We start from the raw sequence: 19,956 nt of genomic DNA on the forward strand, positions 1-19,956 counted from the left end.
GTGGTGACCTCATGGAAGAACACCCGGTTTAAGTCAGCACCAGCAGCAACCAGGCGCGGCTTGACTACCTGTTCAATGGAGTCTTCGGAGGCGAGGTAGACCACGTTCATTTTCTCTCCGTACTCACCACGGGTGCACCTCGCACACAGATCCGCGGCGATGGTGGATTTACCGATCCCCTCACGTCCAGCCAGGAGGGAGAACATCGAGCGTGGCAACCACTGGTCGATCAACCACACCACGGCCTGCATGGTGTACTCAGTTGCAGGCTTGAACAGCACTCGTCGGCGGGCGATGGGCTCACCTACCGGAATAAGTTCCTCGATGGTCTTACCCGCTGCGATGTGATCGGAAAGATCCTTCCCGGCCGCGGCTTTCGCCATGGTGATTGATGCCGGCATATCGGCCAGGGACTGGAGGTGAGCGACAACCTTCTTGGCGCGCTTTTCCCCCGGTGCGTCATCGTCTTGGACCACGATGACATCCCTGCCCTTGAGAACGGACCAGTCGGCCTTTTCCGGGGCATTGGAGGCACCACCGGCCTGCGAGACCGCGGCGACACCGCAGACGTTCTGGGCGGTGAGCTGATCGTTTTCGCCTTCCACGATATAAACCGGGCCCGGCGCGGTAAGGGAGGACAATCCGAACAGGGCGGTTCCTTGTTTGTTGCCGTCTTGGCGGAACTTCTTGTCCACGGTGCGGAACACCACCCGGCCGTCGTCGTAGCGGTATTCAGACCCGCGTGGATGGTCAAACAGATCCCGGTGGGTGAGTCCTAGTTCGGCCAGGACGTCATCGACGTCGCCGTTGTGGCAGTAGACCAAGGTGCGGTCCTGGTTGTAAGTCGCCGATGTTCCCAGATCACGTGGTGAGTGTCCTGGTGTTTGGATACTGGCTTGTTTGCCCTGGGTGGTCTCCCTGACGGTCAGGCCGGCGCTCTCGGCGGCGTGGATGAAGCGTTGGTAGGAATTCTGGGTGTTCAACCCCATTCCCCTTTCGTGTGTGATCGTGAACGCCGGGGCACATGTCAACGCGCCCCGGCGTGTGGGTTAAAGCAGAATCAAGTTATCCAGGAGGTCCTGGGCGTCCTCGGTGAGGATGCGGTCAGCTTCTTCGAGAAGATCAGTGACCAGCATGTGACCACCTCCTCATCGGGAGTTCTGCGAGGTGTTGCCACCCCAGGGCGAGGACCAGGGGGCCGATGAAGAACACCAGATGGATGATGAACTCAGTCATGGTCATGGCTTCTTCCCCATCTCTTCGAGGACGGCATCAACCTTCTTGTCGATCTGGTCATAGATCACCGTCGCTTGGGCGTCGAGGTGGGCGAGATGTTCCTCGAAACCTTCTTCTTCAGTGATCCGGTCAGCGATCCTCCGGCGCAGCTCGGCGCGCTCCCTACGTTCCTCTTCTTCCCGGACTTTGCGGGCCGCTGCGGATTGAGCCGCGACACACTCAGGGTTCAGTGCCACCAACTGGGGACCATCGGCGAACATGGTCCGCGCGGCCTCCATCGAGATGATGATGGTGATGTGGTCATCCTGCGGAATGGATTTCCCCGACCAGGTGCCGAAGGTGTGGCGGGTGTTGTCGCCATGCTTGGCGAGGTAAGCTGTGGTCACCGAGCGCTCTGGAATGCTCTTGGTTCCCTCGTTGACTGTTGGCGCAGTCACGGGGGTTTTCTCGTTGTGAATGGTCATGATTACTGCTTTCCTTCCGACTTGATTGATTGAATGAGGTCGTCAACACTGTCCTTGATGTGCCGGTTCTCGGTGACCAGCTTCAGATAATCGAGCTGTTTCTCATTCAGCGATACGAGACTTGAATCAGCTATCGCCTCGAGAAGTTCCTTGATCCCCAAGAAACTTTGAAGAATCGCTTGAATACCTATGAGGTTTTCGTGCATCAGTTCGAGACGAAAGTTCAAAAGATCAGCCTGATTTTCAGCGGGGGTCTTGTCATTGGCAGCCATGATTACTGGTCTCCTTGGATGTCTGCGAGGTATTGGGCGGTGGTTTCGATTTCGTAGTTCTGGGCCCAATGCTGAATATCAGCGGCTGTGAGATTACGAATGAGGGTGATGTGAACCTCTTCGGTTTCGGGATTCTTGACCTCAAGGGGGAGATCAAGAAAGTCGGACCAGTTCGGCGGCAACGCTCCGTGCTGGGATTGGTACCTCGCCATGTAGAGCCACGCCTCACGGCCCTGGGCGAGCTGGTCACCTGTATGAGTTGTGTTCATCATGTGGTGCTCCTATCGGAATGCGGGGTGGTTGTGGTGGCCGTCGGGGTACAGGCCGTAATGAACGTCATGCATCACAAGGCGGGTAGTTCCGTCATCCTGCGGTTCCCGTCCCGGTTCCTGTCGCACCTCACTGGTCGGGGCCCCGGTGCTGTAGGTGGCCTTGTTCCGTGCCCCATGCAGGCCGGCTTCCATGCGGATCAGCTTGATCGCGGTGTGGATCATCGACACGGCGTCTTGGACATGCTCTGGAAGGTCGGGGGTGTCCACCATCGACAGGGTGGATACCCCGTGGATCTCCTCGTCGGCGGCTTCGAGCAGTCCGACGGCTTCCCGGTCCAGGAACGTCAGTGAGTCCTCGGCGGTGTGCGGGGGTTCCACCTCGTACCTGTTGAGGTCCAGGCCGGCGAGGTCTTCGAGGACTCCGGGAACAAGATCATCAGCCAGGGCCACGACTGCGAGGTCGTCATCTCCGGTGAACTCGAGAAGTGCTTCACCCATGGCTGAGACGAGATATTCCTCCAGGGTGATGCCGTCCTTCTCTTTCTCGAGGAGATCACGGGCGGCGGTAGGTGAATACTTGGACATGAGAATCAGTTCCTGTCTGCGAGCTTTTCGAGCTGGCGGTCTGTGAGGATGGGGCGCTTGAGTGTGAGGGCGTAGTCATCAAGGTTGAACATCGCGGCCATGCGGGTGAAGTTCTGGGCCATGTCCGCGGCGAGTAGATGAAAGTGCACATCCTCGCGGTCGGGGAACTGTCGGCGCAGGTCCTTGGTGAGATGCGCGGTGAGACGTTCCTCCGGGGTGGTGGAATGCGTAGCTGGTCGGACTTCGGTGAAGTCGAGGTTGGGCATGTTATGCCACCTGCGGGTCGTTGTTGGGCATGGGAAGTTCTTCCAGGCCGAGGAGCGCAAGCAACGGCTTAATTGGGACGACGTAGCGGCCCCCAATCTTGATGACTGGAGTAGGAAATTCATTTTTTCGGACCGCATCGTAGGCAGTACTAGCGCCAATGCCGATAAGCTCAGCAGCCTCACGGAGAGTGACCGTGGCACGGAGAGGGGTCATTTAATTGAACCTTTCGAAATAGGATAGCGGTTGATTTCCGCAATATTGAGCATAGGGGGGAATGGCCGGAAAGGCAAGCTCTATTCAACATGGTTCGATTTTCAACATTTATTTAATGCGGAGATGGCAAATATGGAACACTTGCGATATGGGCAACATTGAGGCAATGAAGGGTCAAATCGCAGAGCGTGTGAAGCGGGCACGCAAGAATAAACAGCTCACTCAGCCGGAATTATCCGAAGCATTAGCCGAGGAGGGAATCTTTATATCTCCGTCTGCGATTGCGAAGATTGAGAACAACAAAAGGGGGATTGAATTAACCGAAGCGGCCGCGATTGCGAAAATCTTGGGGCTTGGTCTCGATCTTCTGGTAAAGCCAGATGAGGACAATGAGGAATATCGGGGCTCCCAGCTCCAGGAGCAAGCGTTCGCTAGTGGGCTCACTGTCGTTGGGAACTTTCACCACACCATTACCGCCATTGATAACCATCTAGAAATCGTTGCTGAGCGTGTCAAATTATCAACTGGGAATGCCTACTGTGTGCCGCTTGAAGCTGCGCAACGTGCCCAAATGATGGCAGAAAAAGTTGTCTCCCTACTTAATGAAGCTTCTAACGCATGGAGGGAAGTTCTTGTTCATGGAGGAACGTTGAAGGAGAGCGTTCTTGAAAAAGGCCCGTCAACATCTGGCTATGGCGGGGACTGGTCAATCCCGTCACTGGAATCGCGCTTGGATGATGAGAATGGCAAGGGGTAGACCAGCTACACCGCTTGGTTCCTACGGCGAGATCAACACCAAGGAACTAGCCACCGGCCGACATCAAGCGGAGACGCGCTTACGGTTGTGGAACGGCGACACCGTACGCCTCCAGGCGCGGGGGAAGTCCAAGACCGCGGCCGTCAACGCCCTGAAAACCAAGTGCGCGGAACGACTCGGCGCGACAGACACCGAAGTCCTCACTACCACAAGCCCCGTCTCGGCCCTCATGGAGCACTGGATCGAGACCAAGACCAAGATCCGCCCCCAGACCCGGGAACGCTACCGAAACGCCATCGACAACCACATCATCCCTGCATTCGGCAACATGCGGATCAACGAGGTGACCCCGGCATTCCTCAACCAGTGGTTGCACGGGAAAACCCAGGGAGTAGCCTCCAATGCCCGAAGTGTCCTCAACGGTGCGTTCAACATGGCCACCCGCTACGGACTCATCCCCGCCAACCCCATGGCCGTCATCGAGCCCCTGGCCGTAGCGCCGAAAGACGTGCGCGCCCTGGCCGTCGAGGAGATCCAACCCTTCCGTGAACAAATTGCTAGATCCAAGGATGAACTGCTCATCGACGTCACGGATTTCTGCCTGGCCACCGGCCTGCGAGCGGGGGAGGTCCTGGCCTTGAGATGGGAAGACGTAGACCTCGAGCATGAACCCCCGATCATGCGAGTCACCGGCACCTTGACCTACTCCAAGGAAACCGGACACGTCAGGCAAGAGGAGGGCAAGACCACCACCGCGGGGCGTCCAATCCAGTTACCAGCCGTGGCCGTCGAGATCCTCCAGCGACGACACCGGAAGTTTGGAGAACATCTCGAGATGGTGTTCCCCTCCGGCTCCGGGACATACGTGTGGGAGAACAACCTCAACCGACTTCTCCGGGAAGCGAGGGGGGAGCGGTTCAACTGGGTGACTATCCACTCCCTGCGAAAGACTCTGGGCTCTGTCGTGGCCGATGAACTGGGCCCACATAAGGCCGCCGATGTCCTCGGTCATGCTGACAGCCGGCTCACGGAAACGGTCTACTACCAACGCAACCGGCGAGGTGTTCCTATCGGGGAAGTCGTTGACCAGGTGCTCAAGGTCTCCAAAAAGTCTCCAGATAATGCGACAGGCCAACCGGAAGTATCCAGTGAGGGTGGAATAGATAACTCCGTTACCAGCAATAACGGGAATGGCTAATCCTAAAAAGTTAGAACGCTTGATCTAACTTACTCCAATTCAGTGTGGGTTCGAGTCCCACTGGGGGCACAGTAGTGAAGTCCTGAGACATCCCTTGTCTCGGGACTTTTCGCATTCCCCGGGGGAGCGGTGAATCACACTGTTGCGTGAGGGGTGAGGTGGGACGTAGTATCGCTGGCATTGATCTTTTAAGGTTAGCGTTACCTAATCTGGGGATGCTGACGGTTCGGGAGAAAGTGAGTCGCTGATGAACAATGCGTGCCTGTTGTGGTGCCATTCCGGTGTGGTGAATGTGTGTCTCGGAGAGCAGACCTTCACGCTGGTGGCCGGGGACCTGCTGTATGCACCCGAGGGTGCCTTCTGGTCGGACACCGGATCGGGTCTGATCCTGGATCTGCGTTTCCGCAGCATCGGCATTGATGGCCCGGCACGGCGCATTCACCTGGGGCGGTCGTGGGATGAGCGCATGGTCCATGAGTATTCCCGTTCGCTGTTCGGGGAGGATGGGGTGAGCGGGGACGTCGCAAAGCTCTTTGAGGACCGCGTGCCCACCCCACCCCTGCCCGCCCCCAGGCACGCCCGGGCGGTGGCGCAGGCGCTGGCGGCCAACCCCGCCGACCAGACCAGCCTCGAGGAGTTCGCCGCGCAGCGGGGCGTGTCGGCACGCACCCTCCAACGCCAGTTCCTGAGCTCCACGGGGTATTCCTTCAGCGAGTGGCGTGCGGCGCAGCGCGTGTGCGTCGCCACCAGCCTCCTGGCGCACGACTTCAGCATCGCGGTGGTGGCCAACCTGGTCGGATTCTCGGCCACCAGCAGCCTGACCCGAGCTTTTCGACGCCACACCGGCACCACCCCATCCGCCTTCACCACCGGGGCGATCGGCATGGGCGTGACGGGCACCCCGGCGGCGATCCCCTCGCGCACCACCTTCGCCGAGGCCACACGCGACCAGCAACTGTGGATCTACACCGGCGCCGCCACCGTCACCACCCCCGGTTACTGCCGGTTCCTCACCCAGGGCGACATGGCCACCATCCCCGCGGGCACCCACACCCGCATCGACGTGGCAGCAGGATCCATCGCCATCCCGGTGCCCATCGGCGTGGGGGAGCGGGGCATGAGCCTGCAGGAGGTGGCCACCCTGCGCAATCAGGAGCTCTCCACGGGACTGACACTCGTCGAGGAATCCCGGTGGGCGCACCTCAGCGGGGAACTGCTGCCCGCCCCGGCGCCACTCCCGCTCTGACCCTCCACCCCTATGGATTACTCGGGTGGTAACGGGAACAAAAACCGATAAACTTTCGTTGTCTTAGCAGTAGTAGTAGAAAAATCAACGAAAGGATCGGGGAACCTCTTGCGCAGCAGCAATCCCGTTTTCAGTTCACTGACCGACACCCAACGGAGCCACGGCCAGAACTCCTACGCCGGTTATGATCAGTTCGGCGGGCAGTACCAGACCCAGTACAACGCCCCCCAGCAGACTGAGCGTCCCATGACGGTCGATGATGTGATCACCAAGACCGGCATCACGCTCGCGATCATTGTTGTCTTCGCTGTCTTGACCTTCGGCGTCTCCCTGGTGAACCCGGGCATGGCGATGATCCTGACCATCATCGGCGCCATCGGTGGTTTCATCACCGTGCTGGTGGCCACCTTCGGCAAGAAGTATGGCTCCGCACCAGTGACCATCACCTATGCGGCCTTTGAGGGTTTGTTCGTCGGTGGTATCTCCCTGCTGTTCTCCGGATTCCTGCAGGGTTACGACGGCGCCGGTGCCCTTATCGGCCAGGCCGTTCTCGGCACCATCGGCGTGTTCTTCGGCATGTTGTTCGTCTACAAGACCGGCGCCATCAAGGTCACCCCGAAGTTCAACCGCATCATGACCGGCATGATCTTCGGTGTGCTCGTCCTGGTGCTGGGCAACCTCGTCATGTCGCTGTTCGGCTTCGGCAGCCCGCTGCGTGATGGCGGCATCCTCGCCATCGTCTTCTCCCTGTTCTGCATCGGCCTGGCGGCGTTCAGCTTCCTCACCGACTTCGACGCAGCCGACAAGATGGTCCGTGAGGGCGTTCCCGCCCGCATGGCCTGGGGCGTGGCCCTCGGCCTGGCCGTCACCCTGGTCTGGCTCTACACCGAGATCCTGCGCCTGCTGAGCTACTTCACCAACCGCTAGCTCACGCGTCTCAAGCGCAAGAAAAGCTCCGGCCCGCCCCCTGTGATCAAGGGAGCGGGCCGGAGCTCTGTGTCTGTCTGGTGCGACCTGTGTATTACAGGGCGACGACCTGACCGTCAACCTCAACCTGGGAGAAAACCAGGCCCTGGGAGGTCTCGGTCACGGCGGAGAGTTCCACGTCGACGTCCTCGATGACTTCCTCATCACCGACGGTGGCGGTGACGATACGGGTGCCGGTGCCGGTGGCACCGTCCTCATCCCAGGACACCCACTCGATCGCGGTGAGCTGATCACTGTTGTCAGCACAGTTCAGGGAGATCACCTGCGGCTCGCGGGTGGGAGCCGCGACGCAGTCGATGTAACCGGGCAGCTCGGCACTGGCAATCGCGGTGGTGGTGCCCGCGGTGGTGGTCGTCCGGGCGGAGGTTTCCGTGGTCGGGGCGGCTACGCCGGTGGCGGTGTCGACCTTCGCATCGGAATCATTCTCGTTCGGAGGGGTACACGCGGTGATGGCCAGAGCCGCAGCAGCGGTGACACCGGTGATCAGGAGCTTTCGGGAAAGGGAAGTCATCAAAGATCAAAATCCTTAGTTCTCGCCGCGCGGGGTCGCGGCCTTCTCAGAATTGTATGGCTCAGCGGAAACAATCGTAACTGATACAGCGGAGCCATTGGGAGTAGTGTACTCACGGGTTTCACCCTCGTGTGCACCCAGGATGGCTGCACCGAGCGGGGACTGCTCGGAGTAGGTCTCCAGATCGGGGTTGTCCGTCGCGGCGGCACGGGTGCCGATCAGGAAGGTCTCCTTGTCGGACTGATCGCCGTCGTAGTAGACGTGGACAACGGAACCGACGTTGGCCACACCCTCGACGATGCCCTCACGCTCGGTGGTGGCGTTCGCCAGCACCTCGGAGATCTGCTTGATGCGGGCCTCCTCCTGGTCCTGCATCTCGCGGGCCGCGTCGTAGCCGGCGTTCTCCTTGAGGTCGCCCTCTTCACGACGTTCGTTGATCTCCGCGGCGACAATCGGGCGACGGGCGATGAGGGTGTTGAGCTCCTCCTCCAGCTTGGCCTTCATTTCAGGCGTGATGTACTGCTTATCTGCACTTGCCATGGTTATAACCCTCCCGGGAACTGTAGAGATGTCCCACCGGGTCAACCCCCGGCGCACATGACACAGGCCCCGGGAAAACCGGGGCCAACATTCAGATATGCGCGCGTGGAAGTCGACCAGCGATGTCAACGTACGTTTTCTGGGTGTGATTTTAGCACAGCCCGACCCCCGCGAATTACAGGTTCATATGCGAGGGGATGGTGGTGGAACAACCATAGACCCCACCGGAGACCGCAGGCTCCCTGGTGGGGATCTGCGTGGTGATGCGCACAACGGACTCGGTGCTCGGCTCCACCAGGATCTCCCGGCGACCAACCTCAGCATGGGAGTAATCCAACGCGGTCACAATGCAGTAGGTGGGCAACTCGGGGTTCTCGCGGGTGACATCCACATTCATCTGGAAGGTCGAGTCGTCGATACGCTCAAAGGCACCCATGGTGCCGGTCACCGTCTGCGCCTCCCGACGCTGCATGAACTGCACCAGCGCGATGACCAGGGCTACGACGATGACCACCGCCAACACCGCGATGACCTTGCCGGACCAGTTGTTGGTGGCCATGGTCTCCCGGTTCCCCCGGTACCGTGAGGACGGACGCTGCGTGACGTCAGGAATTTCCGGGGTGCCGGGGACGTTGGGGGAGGAGTTGGGGTTGTTGCTCATAGCGGAATTCGTCGACATCCTAAACAGCCGTTCGGGGACATACCGCCCAGCCGTGGCGGGACGTATGAATAGACATCTCAACATCTTAGTCACAGTTGTCCAAAGCGATAACCGGGGTCGACGCGGTTACGTCTATCATTGACTGGATACGTATCAACAAAATATTTCATGAGGTTTTCCGTCCAGCCATCCCAGGTTCCGGGAAAACCTCAAGGAAAGGATGAATACACGTGAGTGGTCTGCGCCTGTTGGCGATCCACGCCCACCCCGACGACGAGTCCAGCAAGGGCGCCGCCACCATGGCCCGCTATGTCGCTGAGGGCAACCGGGTCATGGTGGTCACCTGCACCGGTGGTGAACGCGGTGACATCCTCAACCCCGCGATGGAAAAGCCCGGTGTTCTGGAGAACATCCCGGCCATCCGCCGTGAGGAGATGGCGAAGGCCATGGAGGTCCTCGGCACCGAACACCGCTGGTTGGGGTACGCCGACTCGGGTCTGCCCCAGGGTGATCCACTGCCACCACTGCCGGAGGGCTGTTTCGCACTCGAGGACAATGAGGTGATCGTCCGCGACCTGGTGGAGATCCTCCGCGAGTTCCGCCCGCATGTGATCATCACCTACGACGAGAACGGTGGCTACCCGCACCCGGATCACCTCAAGGTCCATGAGGTGTCCATACTGGCCTGGGATCGCTCCGGCGACGAGTCCTACGCACCCGAACTGGGCGAGGCGTGGACCCCGTTGAAGCTCTACTACTCCCACGGTTTCATTCGCCAGCGGATGGAGCTGTTCCACGAGCGGCTCGTGTCCATGGGCCAGCCGAGCCCCTACGCACCGATGATCGAGCGGTGGGAGAAGAACAAGGCCGACATCATGGCGCGCGTGACCACCCAGGTCACCTGCGATGCGTACTTTGAGCACCGTGATGATGCGCTGCGCGCCCACGCCACCCAGATCGATCCCGCCGGGGCATTTTTTGGAACTCCGGTGGAGGTGCAGCGTAGGCTATGGCCTACAGAGGAATTCGAACTGGCCCAGACACGGGTCAGGACCGCCATTCCGGAAGATGACCTGTTCGCCGGTATCAACCCGGATGCGGACTAGTTGAAACCCCTCTGAATCCATTAATGGATCAGTTCCTTCAGGAAGGACGCTCAGGCGTGATTGACATCAGCCCCGTGTTGACTACCGCAGCCAGCGTGTACAACGACACGACTTTCTTCATCCTTGCCCAGCAGCAGAGTGGTGGCCCCCTCGGCCCGGAGTTCGGTAAGGCTTCACCGATCGGTCTGCTCATCCTGGCGTTGATGGGTGCGGCCATCCTCACCCTCGGTTGGATGTTCCACCGACGCTGGTCACGGATGAACCGCCGCCGGATCTTCGCCGAGCGCAACGGCCTGGATCCCTTCGATATCGAGGGCATTCAGAAGGCCATGGCTGAGGTCGGCCTGAATGATAAATCCAAGAAGGGCTTCCTCTAGATAGGAAATGTGTTAAAGTCTTCCTCATGTTCGCAGCACGATTTTATTTTCCGACCGGCTCCGGGGTCTTCCCGCGTCAGCTGGCCGTTGATCGTGCCTAGCTAGAACGCGAACAGAACCGGAGCCGAGCAGCACCTCCCCGCAAGGGTCGAGGGGCTGCTTTTTTGTTTCCCCACATGATTTCCCCCATAAACGGTTATCCACCGATATCACCGCCCGAAAGGCAGATCCCAGCACCATGAGCGCCCCAGTGTCCCTCCCCAATCCGGCATCCACCAGCAACAAACGGGTGGTTGCCTTCCATGAGCTGCCCAGCCCGGCTGAACTGATCGCCGACAATCCCTTAAGCCCCCGCCAGGCGGAGAAGGTCGAGCGTGACCGCCAGGAGATCGCCGATATCTTCGCCGGCGATGATGACCGCCTCGTGGTCGTCGTCGGTCCGTGTTCGGTCCATGACCCGGAGGCCGCGATCGACTACGCCAACCGTCTGGCACCCCTGGCCAAGCGTCTGGACAAGGACCTGAAGATCGTCATGCGCGTCTACTTCGAGAAGCCACGCACCACGGTCGGATGGAAGGGCCTGATCAATGATCCGCACCTCAACGAGACCTACGACATCGCCGAGGGACTGCGCCTGGCGCGCAAGGTGCTTATCGACGTGGTGAACCTCGATCTGCCCGTCGGCTGCGAATTCCTCGAACCCAACAGCCCGCAGTACTACGCCGACGCCGTGGCCTGGGGCGCCATCGGTGCCCGCACCACCGAATCCCAGGTCCACCGCCAGCTCGCCTCCGGGATGTCCATGCCCATCGGTTTCAAGAACGGCACCGACGGCAATGTCCAGGTGGCCATCGACGCGGTGGAATCCGCCCGGAACCCACACTTCTTCTTCGGCACCTCCGACCACGGCGCCCCCTCCGTGGTGCAGACCGCCGGTAACTCCAACAGCCACATCATCCTCCGTGGTGGCACCGCCGGGCCGAACCACGATCCGGCCTCCGTCGCGCAGACCGTGGAGAAGCTGAGGGAGAGCGCACGCCTCATGATCGATGCCTCCCACGCCAACTCGGGCAAGGATCATGTCCGCCAGGTGGGTGTGGTCCGTGAGATCGCCGAGCAGATCACCGCCGGTGATGAGGCTATCGCCGGCATCATGATCGAATCCTTCCTCGTCGGTGGGGCCCAGAACCTGGATCCGGCCAAGCTGAAGATCAACGGCGGTGAGGGTCTGGTCTACGGTCAGTCCGTCACCGACAAGTGCATCGACATCGACACCACCGTCGATCTGCTCGGTGAGCTCGCCGCCGCGGTCCGTACCCGCCGGGAGGCCTGAGCCCAGGGAGATACGCAGTTCGATTTTTCCGACACACCGGGGCCCCACAGCCTGGCCTGTGGTGGAATAGTCGAACGCAACCGGGGGCGGACATGAGACTTTTTCGACACACCCCCAGCCGCCGGCCCGGACTGTGTAGCAATAGTCGCACAACCCCCAGACAGGAATCACGGCGCGGGGGTGCGCGACATCCCGGTGGCGGGGACTACACTGTTAAACGTGTTGAACCTGCCCAGACTGCTCTATCCCCTCTATGAACGCCGGCTCCTCAAGGAGCTCAACGGCGCGAAGCAGCCTGGGCACGTCGCGATCATGTGTGATGGCAACCGCCGCTGGGCCAGGGAGGCCGGTTTCGTTGATCTGAGCCACGGACACCGTGTGGGTGCCAAGAAGATCGGGGAGCTGGTCCGCTGGTGCGATGACGTGGATGTGGATCTGGTCACTGTCTACCTCCTGTCCACGGAGAACCTCGGCCGGGATGAGGCTGAACTGCAGCTGCTCTATGACATCATCGGTGATGTCGTCGCCGAGCTCTCCCTGCCGGAGACCAACTGCCGGGTGCGGCTGGTCGGCCACCTGGATCTGCTGCCCAAAGAGTTCGCCGAACGCCTGCGCGGAACCGTATGCGAAACCGTGGATCACACCGGCGTGGCCGTGAACATCGCGGTCGGGTACGGCGGGCGCCAGGAGATCGTCGACGCGGTGCGTGATCTGCTCACCTCCGCCCGCGATGAGGGCAAGACCCTCGATGAGGTCATTGAGTCGGTGGATGCCCAGGCCATCTCGACCCACCTGTACACCTCCGGGCAGCCGGATCCGGATCTGGTGATCCGCACCTCCGGTGAGCAGCGACTGTCCGGGTTCATGCTGTGGCAGTCTGCCTACTCGGAGATCTGGTTCACTGATACCTACTGGCCTGCATTCCGCAGGATCGACTTCCTCCGGGCACTGCGTGACTATTCGCAGCGCAGCAGGCGGTTCGGAAAATAGTCACCCGCTTCTTATAAAGGAGAGCAATGTCCCAGCCGATTGTTGCGTTTGAATCCGTCTACGGATCCACCCGGCAGTACGCGAACGAACTGGCCACGCGCTGCGGTGTGGAGGCGGTGCCGCTCAATGAGGCACAGGCGCGTCTATCCGCTGACCCGCAGGCACCCCTGATCGTGTTGAGCCCGGTCCACGGCCCGATGAATGCGGGCGCGAAATTCATCACCGATACCGACCTGGGGGATCGTCGCGTGGCGCTGTGCACCGTCGGCATGACCCTGGATGATATCGCGGTGAAGAAGGACGGTTCCGCCCGGGCGCTGGGCAACAAGGTCGACCGCGTCACCCGTTTCTACCTTCCGGGTCGCCTGAATTACTCCGAGCTGTCCGGCGCGCACCGCACCACCATGTGGACCGTGGTCAACATGCTCAAGGCCAAGCCGATGAAAAACGCCAATGACAAGATGATGATCGAGACCTTCGACACCGACGTGGACCGGGTTGATCCTACCCGTCTGGATGAGGTCGTCACCTGGGCGAACGGCTGAATAACCGGCGGGCGGGTCGGTTCGTCGACAAGCAGCGTTCTAGAGTTTACGCATCCGCACTCGCTCGACGAGGTGGTCGGCGCTCTTGCGCAGGACCAGGGAGGCGCGCACCCGGGTGGGCAGGATGTTCTCCACCAGGTTGGGCAGGTTGATGGACTGCCAGATCTCGCGGGCCACGGCGGCGGCCTTCTCATCGCCGATGTCGGCGTAGTGCCGGAAGTGTGCGTCGGGGTGGCGGAAGGCGGTGTCACGCAGCTGGAGGAAACGCTCGATGTACCAGCGCTCGATGTCCTCGGTGCGGGCGTCGACGTACACGCTGAAATCGAACAGGTCACTGACCATGAGGGTGGGGCCGGTCTGCAGCACGTTCAGTCCCTCGACGATGAGGATGTCGGGTTGATCCACCGTGATGTACTTGCCGGGCACGCGGTCATAGGCGGTGTGCGAGTACACCGGTGCCCGCACATTGAACTTGCCTGATTTCACATCGGTGACGAAACGCAGCAGGGCCCGCTGGTCGTAGCTCTCGGGGAAACCCTTGCGGTTCATGATGCCGCGGCGTTTCAGTTCCTCACCGGGGTAGAGGAAACCGTCGGTGGTCACCAGATCCACCCGCGGGTGGGAACTCCAGCGTTGCAGCAGCACCTGGAGCAGACGCGCGGTGGTTGATTTACCCACCGCCACCGAACCGGCGACACCGATGACAAACGGCACATGGGCGCCGGGGAACATGCGCGCGGAGGAGGTACCCAGGAAGGTCTCCGTGGCCACGGTCAGTTCCTGGCGGGCATTGACCTGCAGGTGGATCAGACGCGACAGCGGCAGGTAGACCTCGGCGACCTCATCCAGGTCGATGTTCTCGCCCAATCCGCGCAGCGCCACGACCTCCTCCTCGGTGAGGACTTGGGGCATGGATTTACGCAGTTCCCGCCACTGGGCACGGTCGAAGTCGAGGTACGGACTGAAATCCGGGGCGCGACCGGTTGCCTGGGGTGCACGGGTCTGAGCATTGAGTGGAGCTGCCATAGGTCCTATTGTGCCCCCTGACCCACGACACCGTGCCGTCGGGGTTGTGATTGGGGCAACAGACGAGGGAATGTGGGCCCCGCCGCACACCCGCGGAGTGCAGGGGAATTAACCCAGCCCCCACACTTTCTCATCTGGGGGGTGGGGGGCTATGCTGAATTTGTACCTGTCCCGCGCGTGAGGTCTTACACGCGGGATTCGTCTTGTGAAAGGTTAGCTGACCTGATGACCGATGCCCACCATGCGGATGATGTCCGTTACCAGCCACTGAGCGAGATCGATCCGGAGGTGGCCCAGGCCATCGCTGGCGAGCTCAGCCGACAGCGCGACACCCTTGAGATGATCGCCTCCGAGAACTTCGTGCCCCGTTCTGTTCTGCAGGCCCAGGGTTCCGTTCTCACCAACAAATATGCAGAGGGTTACCCCGGCCGCCGTTACTACGGTGGTTGCGAGCAGGTCGACATCATCGAGGACCTGGCCCGTGACCGTGCCAAGGCCCTGTTCGATGCCGAGTTCGCCAATGTCCAGCCGCACTCCGGTGCCCAGGCCAACGCCGCGGTCCTGATGACCCTGGCCGAGCCGGGTGACAAGATCATGGGTCTGTCCCTGGCCCACGGTGGTCACCTGACCCACGGCATGAAACTGAACTTCTCCGGCAAGCTCTACGATGTCGCCGCCTACGGCGTGGACCCCGACACCATGCTCGTTGACATGGATCAGGTTCGTGAGCAGGCAATCAAGGAGCAGCCGAAGGTGATCATCGCCGGTTGGTCCGCCTACCCGCGTCACCTGGATTTCGCGGCCTTCCGCGAGATCGCCGATGAGGTCGGAGCCACCCTCTGGGTGGATATGGCCCACTTCGCTGGCCTGGTTGCTGCCGGTCTGCACCCCAGCCCGGTTCCGTACGCCGATGTGGTGTCCTCCACGGTCCACAAGACCCTGGGTGGCCCCCGTTCCGGCATCATCCTGGCCAAGCAGGAGTACGCCAAGAAGCTGAACTCCTCGGTCTTCCCGGGTCAGCAGGGTGGTCCGCTCATGCATGCGATCGCCGCCAAGGCCACCGCCCTGAAGATCGCCGGCACCGAGCAGTTCGCCGAGCGTCAGGCCCGCACCATCGAGGGTGCCCGCATCCTCGCGGAGCGTCTCACCGCCTCCGATGCCAAGGCCGCGGGCATTGATGTCCTCACCGGTGGCACCGATGTGCACCTGGTGCTGGCTGATCTGCGCAACTCCGAGATGGACGGCCAGCAGGCCGAGGATCTCCTGCACGAGGTTGGCATCACCGTCAACCGCAACGCGGTTCCCTTCGACCCGCGTCCGCCGATGGTCACCTCCGGGCTGCGTATCGGCACCCCGGCGCTGGCCACCCGTGGTTTCGATGCCGCCGCCTTCACCGAGGTCGCCGACATCATCGGTACCGCCCTGGCACAGGGCAAGTCCGCGGATCTGGAGTCCCTGCAGGCCCGCGTGACCAAGCTGGCTGAGCAGTACCCGCTGTACGAGGGTCTTGAGGACTGGACCATCGTCTAGTCTGTCCCCTCTGCCGTGTTGAGAAGGCATCGCCGGATGTTCCCGGCGGTGCCTTCACCCATTCCCAAAGGACCCCACGAAGGACACCGTGCGCGTACTGATCATCGATAATTATGATTCCTTCACCTTCAATCTCGCCACCTATGTGGAGGAGGTCACCGGTGCCGCACCGACGGTGGTGCCCAACGATGCGGAGATCGATGAGACGCTGTTCGACGCCGTCATCATCTCACCCGGCCCCGGTCACCCCGGGGTGGCGGCGGATTTCGGTATCTGCCGCGACGTGATCGAACGTGGGCTGGTCCCCATCCTCGGTGTGTGCCTGGGGCATCAGGGCATCGCGCTCGCCCACGGCGGCGCTGTGGGTCCGGCGCCGGTCCCGGTGCACGGTCAGGTCTCCCGCATCCACCACGACGGGTCAGAGCTTTTCGACGCCATCCCGCCCCAGTTCGACGCCGTCCGCTACCACTCCCTGGTGGCCACCGACCTGCCGCCGGAACTGGAGGTCACCGCGAGGACCGGGGACGGGCTCATCATGGCGCTGCGCCACCGCGAGCTGCCCCAGTGGGGTGTGCAGTTCCACCCGGAATCCATCGGCGGGCAGTTCGGGCATCGGATCGTGGCGAATTTCCTGGGCCTGGCGCGTCGACAAGCTCACCGGTGGGAGATCACCGAGCAGGTGGTGGAGACAACCGTCGACCCGGCGGCGGTGTTCGAAACCCTCTTCGCCGGGTCCCATCACGCGTTCTGGCTGGATGATCCGCAGGGCACCACCTATATGGGCGATGCCTCCGGGCCGCATGCCCGGATCCGGACCCACCAGGTGGGGGAGGGGGAGCTGTTCGACTGGCTGCGCGATGATCTGCGCCGCAACCGCGTGGCCCCGGGTGTGGGTTTCCGCCTGGGCTGGGTGGGATACCTCGGTTATGAGATGAAGGCCGAGTGCGGGGTGGACAACCGGCACACCTCACCGCATCCCGATGCGCACCTGATCTTCGCCGATCGGGCCATCGCCATCGAACCCGACCGCGTGCGGCTCATGGCGCTGGGTGAGCAGGGGGAGTGGTTTGCGGAGATGACCGCTGCGCTGCACGACCTGCGCCCACCCCGGGCGACCGCCGCACCGGCCGCCCAGCTCACCGTCCGGGATGACCGCGACAGCTACCTGAAGATGATCGCCCGCGCCCAGGAGCTGATCATCCGCGGGGAGTCCTATGAGATCTGCCTGACCACCCAGCTGCGCGCGGAGGTGGAGATGGACCCTCTCGCCGCCTATCTGGCTCTGCGGGCGGCCAACCCGACCTCCTATGGATCATTCCTGCAGCTGGGGGAGATGGCGGTGCTGAGCTCGTCGCCGGAACGGTTCATCACCATCGACGCCTCCGGGCGCGTGGAATCCAAACCCATCAAAGGCACGCGTCCCCGGGGTCGCAACCCGCAGGAGGATGCGGCCCTGATCGCCGATCTCACCGACAACCCGAAGGACCGCGCCGAGAACCTCATGATCGTCGACCTGGTCCGCAATGATCTGGCCCGCGGGGCCCAACCTGCGACGGTGCAGGTGGAGAAGCTTTTCGACGTCGAGACCTACGCCACCGTCCACCAGCTCGTCAGCACCATCACCGCCCAGCTCGGTGGAAAAGACCCCATCGACTGTGTGCGGGTGGCGTTCCCCGGTGGTTCCATGACCGGTGCGCCGAAGATCCGCACCATGGAGATCATCGATGAGCTGGAGACCGGCCCCCGCGGTGTCTATTCCGGTGGCCTGGGGTATTTCTCCCTCGATGGGGCGGTGGATCTGTCGATGGTCATCCGCACGGTGGTCTACACCCCCGGCGTCCTGGAGTACGGGGTCGGCGGGGCGATCCTGGCCCTGTCGGACCCTGCCGCCGAGTGGGAGGAGATCCGGGTGAAATCGAGGCCTCTGCTGGGTCTGCTCGGGGTCGAGTTCCCGTGAGGCACCTGCGGTGGGAGGCCGGGGAACTGGTCCCCGGCCCGGTGGTGGAGCCGGAGATCACCACGTCCTTCCTGCTGGATCACGGCCGGGTGGTGGGGTTATCCGCCCACCAGCAGCGCTTCGCCGGGTGGGTGCCCGGTGTGGTGCCGGTGGGATTCTTCGGGGCGGTGCGTGACGCCCTGCCGCGGGAGGGGCAGTGGTTCCCCCGGATCGGGTGGGACAGCCGGGATGGTCACGGCCGGTTCGGGGTGACCATCCGCCCCGCTCCGCCGTTGCGCCACACCTCGAGTCTGTGGATACCCGACCTGACCGATCCCCGCCGACGGCACACCGTCAAGGGGCCGGACCTGCCCGTGCTGGCCAGGCTGCGCACCCTGGCTACCGACTACCACTGTGATGACGCCCTGCTCATCGATGAGCACGGTGTGGTGCTGGAGGCCGCCAACGCCGCGGTGGTGTTCTGGCGGGATCCGCACACCGTCATCCTGCCGGCGCGTCCGGCGCTGCCATCGGTGACCCTGCGGCAGACCCTCCCGCTGTGGCGGGATGCTGGCATCACCATCATCCGCGCTGATACCCGGCAGCTCCAGCTGCCGGCCTGGTGTGGCAGTGCACTGCACGGGTGGACACCGGTGACCCACTGGGGCCGAGGCGCCGGGAGAATAAAAGCAGCGCCCGCCCCACCGGTTGAACGGTGGAACGAGGCGCTGTGGGAGCAGGCGGAGGAACTCTAGTCCTCTGACTCCTCCTCGGTGTCGTCTTCGGTGGCCGTGGTGCGACCCTCAGCCAGCTGGGTGCGTGCGGCACGCAGCCAGTCCGGCTGGTTTTCCAGCAGGGCCTTGATCTCAGCGGTGGTCAGGGGCTGGTCCATGTCGTTCTTCTTCAGTGCGGCGATGGTGATGCCCAGCTTCTGGGCGACCACGGGACGCGGATGCGGTCCCTCACGGCGCAGGGTTTGGAGCCACTCCGGCGGGTTGTCCTGCAATGCATTGAACTCCTGGTGGGTCAGCGCATTGTTCTGGAACTCCTCTGGCGTGGCGGGCAGGTACAGACCGAGTTTCTTGGCGGCGGTCTGCGGCTTCATGGCCGTGCCCGATGGCGTGCGTACAGATTCTTCGTTCACGCCCACAACGGTAGCATTACTTCCATGCTGACCTTAAGTTTCGTCACCGGTACCGAGCCGGGTAAGTGGTTCACCCGTTTCCGCGAACGCACCCGTCACGGCGGACTTGAGGCAATCGACACCGATGATGCCCTCGGTGAGCTGTTGGCGGGTAACGCCGCTCTCGCCTTGACGCGCCTGCCCGACGCGCGTATCGACGACCGGTTCCACGTGGTTGAGCTCTACCGGGAAACCCCGGGTGTGGCCTTCCCCAAGGACTATTTCCTCGCCGCCGCGGACGGGGCCGTGCGCCCGGAGGAGCTGACCGGGGAGATCATCAACTGGGAGCCCCCCGCCTCCGGTGAGGTGGATGCCGGTGCGGTGCGTGACGCCCTGCAGATCGTGGCGGCGAACGTGGGCGTGGTGATCGCCCCCCGCCCGCTGCTCAAGGTGCTGAGCAAGAAACTGGTGGAACACCGCGAGTACGCCGGTTCCCAGGCCACCCACATCGCGCTGGTGTGGAAACAGGATAACGACTCCGGCGCGATCCAGGATTTCGTCGGCATCGCCCGGGGCCGGACCATCAACTCCAGTCGACAGGTGGCCCCCAAGCGGTCCGCGCGGGAGAAAACCCTGGCCAAGCAGGCGCGCCGGGATGCGAACGGGGGTGGCAAGGGGCGGTCAGTGAAGAAAAAACCGGCTCCCAAGCCCCGGAAACGACGATAATTTGTGGGGTGGGTTACACCCGTGAATGTCTCGTTGCGGAGGTGGGCAATAGTAG

At 62.1% G+C, this 19,956-nt stretch carries 25 protein-coding genes; 13 read left to right on the forward strand and 12 right to left on the reverse strand.

Going from position 1 to position 19,956, the window contains the following annotated elements; translation table 11 throughout:
- From H9627_RS10795 to H9627_RS10825, 7 genes are all read right to left on the reverse strand, one after another.
- Window positions 1–983, reverse strand: a 983-nt coding sequence (locus H9627_RS10795; RefSeq protein ID WP_191734051.1) for an AAA family ATPase, incomplete at its 3' end; no start/stop codon positions are given.
- Between the two features lie 255 nt (window positions 984–1,238).
- Window positions 1,239–1,700, reverse strand: coding sequence for a hypothetical protein (locus H9627_RS10800; RefSeq protein ID WP_191734052.1), 462 nt, complete (start codon window positions 1,698–1,700; stop codon window positions 1,239–1,241).
- 2 nt (window positions 1,701–1,702) lie between these two features.
- Complete coding sequence (locus H9627_RS10805) at window positions 1,703–1,972, reverse strand: hypothetical protein (protein WP_191734053.1); 270 nt, start codon at window positions 1,970–1,972, stop codon at window positions 1,703–1,705.
- 2 nt (window positions 1,973–1,974) lie between these two features.
- Complete coding sequence (locus tag H9627_RS10810; RefSeq protein ID WP_191734054.1) at window positions 1,975–2,244, reverse strand: hypothetical protein; 270 nt, start codon at window positions 2,242–2,244, stop codon at window positions 1,975–1,977.
- Between the two features lie 9 nt (window positions 2,245–2,253).
- Complete coding sequence (locus H9627_RS10815; RefSeq protein ID WP_191734055.1) at window positions 2,254–2,829, reverse strand: hypothetical protein; 576 nt, start codon at window positions 2,827–2,829, stop codon at window positions 2,254–2,256.
- Between the two features lie 5 nt (window positions 2,830–2,834).
- Window positions 2,835–3,095, reverse strand: coding sequence for a hypothetical protein (locus tag H9627_RS10820; protein WP_191734056.1), 261 nt, complete (start codon window positions 3,093–3,095; stop codon window positions 2,835–2,837).
- 1 nt (window position 3,096) lies between these two features.
- Entirely contained in the window at window positions 3,097–3,309 is a 213-nt protein-coding gene (locus H9627_RS10825) for a helix-turn-helix transcriptional regulator (protein WP_191734057.1), read from the reverse strand.
- A gap of 148 nt (window positions 3,310–3,457) precedes the next feature.
- Between H9627_RS10825 and H9627_RS10830 the strand changes: the two genes are divergently transcribed.
- From H9627_RS10830 to H9627_RS10845, 4 genes are all read left to right on the forward strand, one after another.
- Window positions 3,458–4,066: a helix-turn-helix transcriptional regulator gene (locus tag H9627_RS10830; protein WP_191734058.1), complete on the forward strand. Its 609-nt coding sequence runs from the start codon at window positions 3,458–3,460 to the stop codon at window positions 4,064–4,066.
- A complete protein-coding gene (locus tag H9627_RS10835) occupies window positions 4,053–5,264 on the forward strand; it encodes a tyrosine-type recombinase/integrase (RefSeq protein WP_191734059.1) in 1,212 nt (403 codons plus the stop codon). Before H9627_RS10830 ends, H9627_RS10835 begins: the two co-directional genes overlap by 14 nt.
- Before the next feature lie 247 nt (window positions 5,265–5,511).
- Window positions 5,512–6,510 (forward strand): helix-turn-helix transcriptional regulator, encoded by a 999-nt coding sequence (locus H9627_RS10840; protein WP_191734060.1) that lies wholly within the window; start codon window positions 5,512–5,514, stop codon window positions 6,508–6,510.
- A gap of 108 nt (window positions 6,511–6,618) precedes the next feature.
- Window positions 6,619–7,437, forward strand: coding sequence for a Bax inhibitor-1/YccA family protein (locus H9627_RS10845; RefSeq protein WP_191734061.1), 819 nt, complete (start codon window positions 6,619–6,621; stop codon window positions 7,435–7,437).
- Between the two features lie 94 nt (window positions 7,438–7,531).
- Here the strand turns inward: H9627_RS10845 and H9627_RS10850 are convergent, their stop codons facing one another.
- From H9627_RS10850 to H9627_RS10860, 3 genes are all read right to left on the reverse strand, one after another.
- Complete coding sequence (locus tag H9627_RS10850; protein ID WP_191734062.1) at window positions 7,532–8,008, reverse strand: hypothetical protein; 477 nt, start codon at window positions 8,006–8,008, stop codon at window positions 7,532–7,534.
- Window positions 8,009–8,023: 15 nt separating this feature from the next.
- The gene (gene greA, locus H9627_RS10855) at window positions 8,024–8,548 is read right to left on the reverse strand and encodes a transcription elongation factor GreA (RefSeq protein ID WP_191734063.1); all 525 of its coding nucleotides are present in this window, start codon (window positions 8,546–8,548) and stop codon (window positions 8,024–8,026) included.
- A 175-nt stretch (window positions 8,549–8,723) separates the two neighbouring features.
- Window positions 8,724–9,209, reverse strand: coding sequence for a DUF4307 domain-containing protein (locus H9627_RS10860; RefSeq protein WP_191734064.1), 486 nt, complete (start codon window positions 9,207–9,209; stop codon window positions 8,724–8,726).
- A 230-nt stretch (window positions 9,210–9,439) separates the two neighbouring features.
- Between H9627_RS10860 and mca the strand changes: the two genes are divergently transcribed.
- The 5 genes from mca to H9627_RS10885 all read left to right on the forward strand — a co-directional run bounded on the left by mca (window position 9,440) and on the right by H9627_RS10885 (window position 13,560).
- Window positions 9,440–10,315 (forward strand): mycothiol conjugate amidase Mca, encoded by an 876-nt coding sequence (mca, locus tag H9627_RS10865; protein WP_191734065.1) that lies wholly within the window; start codon window positions 9,440–9,442, stop codon window positions 10,313–10,315.
- 56 nt (window positions 10,316–10,371) lie between these two features.
- Window positions 10,372–10,692, forward strand: coding sequence for a hypothetical protein (locus tag H9627_RS10870; protein WP_191734066.1), 321 nt, complete (start codon window positions 10,372–10,374; stop codon window positions 10,690–10,692).
- 238 nt (window positions 10,693–10,930) lie between these two features.
- Window positions 10,931–12,025 carry a 3-deoxy-7-phosphoheptulonate synthase gene (locus tag H9627_RS10875; protein ID WP_191734067.1) on the forward strand — a complete coding sequence of 365 codons (1,095 nt, stop codon included), beginning with the start codon at window positions 10,931–10,933 and terminating at the stop codon, window positions 12,023–12,025.
- 219 nt (window positions 12,026–12,244) lie between these two features.
- Entirely contained in the window at window positions 12,245–13,015 is a 771-nt protein-coding gene (locus H9627_RS10880) for an isoprenyl transferase (RefSeq protein WP_191734068.1), read from the forward strand.
- Between the two features lie 26 nt (window positions 13,016–13,041).
- On the forward strand, window positions 13,042–13,560 hold the full coding sequence (locus H9627_RS10885) for a flavodoxin domain-containing protein (RefSeq protein ID WP_191734069.1): 519 nt from the start codon (window positions 13,042–13,044) through the stop codon (window positions 13,558–13,560).
- Between the two features lie 39 nt (window positions 13,561–13,599).
- Here H9627_RS10885 and coaA read toward each other — a convergent pair whose 3' ends face one another.
- Window positions 13,600–14,586: a type I pantothenate kinase gene (gene coaA / locus H9627_RS10890; RefSeq protein WP_191734070.1), complete on the reverse strand. Its 987-nt coding sequence runs from the start codon at window positions 14,584–14,586 to the stop codon at window positions 13,600–13,602.
- A 225-nt stretch (window positions 14,587–14,811) separates the two neighbouring features.
- On the opposite strand from coaA, the gene glyA reads away from it, so the two are divergent.
- The 3 genes from glyA (at window position 14,812) to H9627_RS10905 (ending at window position 18,807) form a co-directional block, all read left to right on the forward strand.
- Window positions 14,812–16,116, forward strand: a complete 1,305-nt coding sequence (gene glyA, locus H9627_RS10895; RefSeq protein WP_191734071.1) for a serine hydroxymethyltransferase — start codon at window positions 14,812–14,814, stop codon at window positions 16,114–16,116.
- 88 nt (window positions 16,117–16,204) lie between these two features.
- On the forward strand, window positions 16,205–18,073 hold the full coding sequence (gene pabB / locus H9627_RS10900; RefSeq protein WP_191734072.1) for an aminodeoxychorismate synthase component I: 1,869 nt from the start codon (window positions 16,205–16,207) through the stop codon (window positions 18,071–18,073).
- The gene (locus H9627_RS10905; RefSeq protein WP_318247784.1) at window positions 18,070–18,807 is read left to right on the forward strand and encodes an aminotransferase class IV; all 738 of its coding nucleotides are present in this window, start codon (window positions 18,070–18,072) and stop codon (window positions 18,805–18,807) included. Before pabB ends, H9627_RS10905 begins: the two co-directional genes overlap by 4 nt.
- Here H9627_RS10905 and H9627_RS10910 read toward each other — a convergent pair.
- A complete protein-coding gene (locus H9627_RS10910; RefSeq protein WP_225213794.1) occupies window positions 18,804–19,157 on the reverse strand; it encodes a DUF5997 family protein in 354 nt (117 codons plus the stop codon). The two genes, H9627_RS10905 and H9627_RS10910, sit on opposite strands and share 4 nt — an antisense overlap.
- Window positions 19,158–19,220: 63 nt before the next feature.
- On the opposite strand from H9627_RS10910, the gene H9627_RS10915 reads away from it, so the two are divergent.
- Window positions 19,221–19,901 carry a type 2 periplasmic-binding domain-containing protein gene (locus tag H9627_RS10915; protein ID WP_191734075.1) on the forward strand — a complete coding sequence of 227 codons (681 nt, stop codon included), beginning with the start codon at window positions 19,221–19,223 and terminating at the stop codon, window positions 19,899–19,901.
- Window positions 19,902–19,956: the final 55 nt, after the last annotated feature.

The organism is Corynebacterium gallinarum (assembly GCF_014837045.1).
Classification (GTDB): domain Bacteria; phylum Actinomycetota; class Actinomycetes; order Mycobacteriales; family Mycobacteriaceae; genus Corynebacterium; species Corynebacterium gallinarum.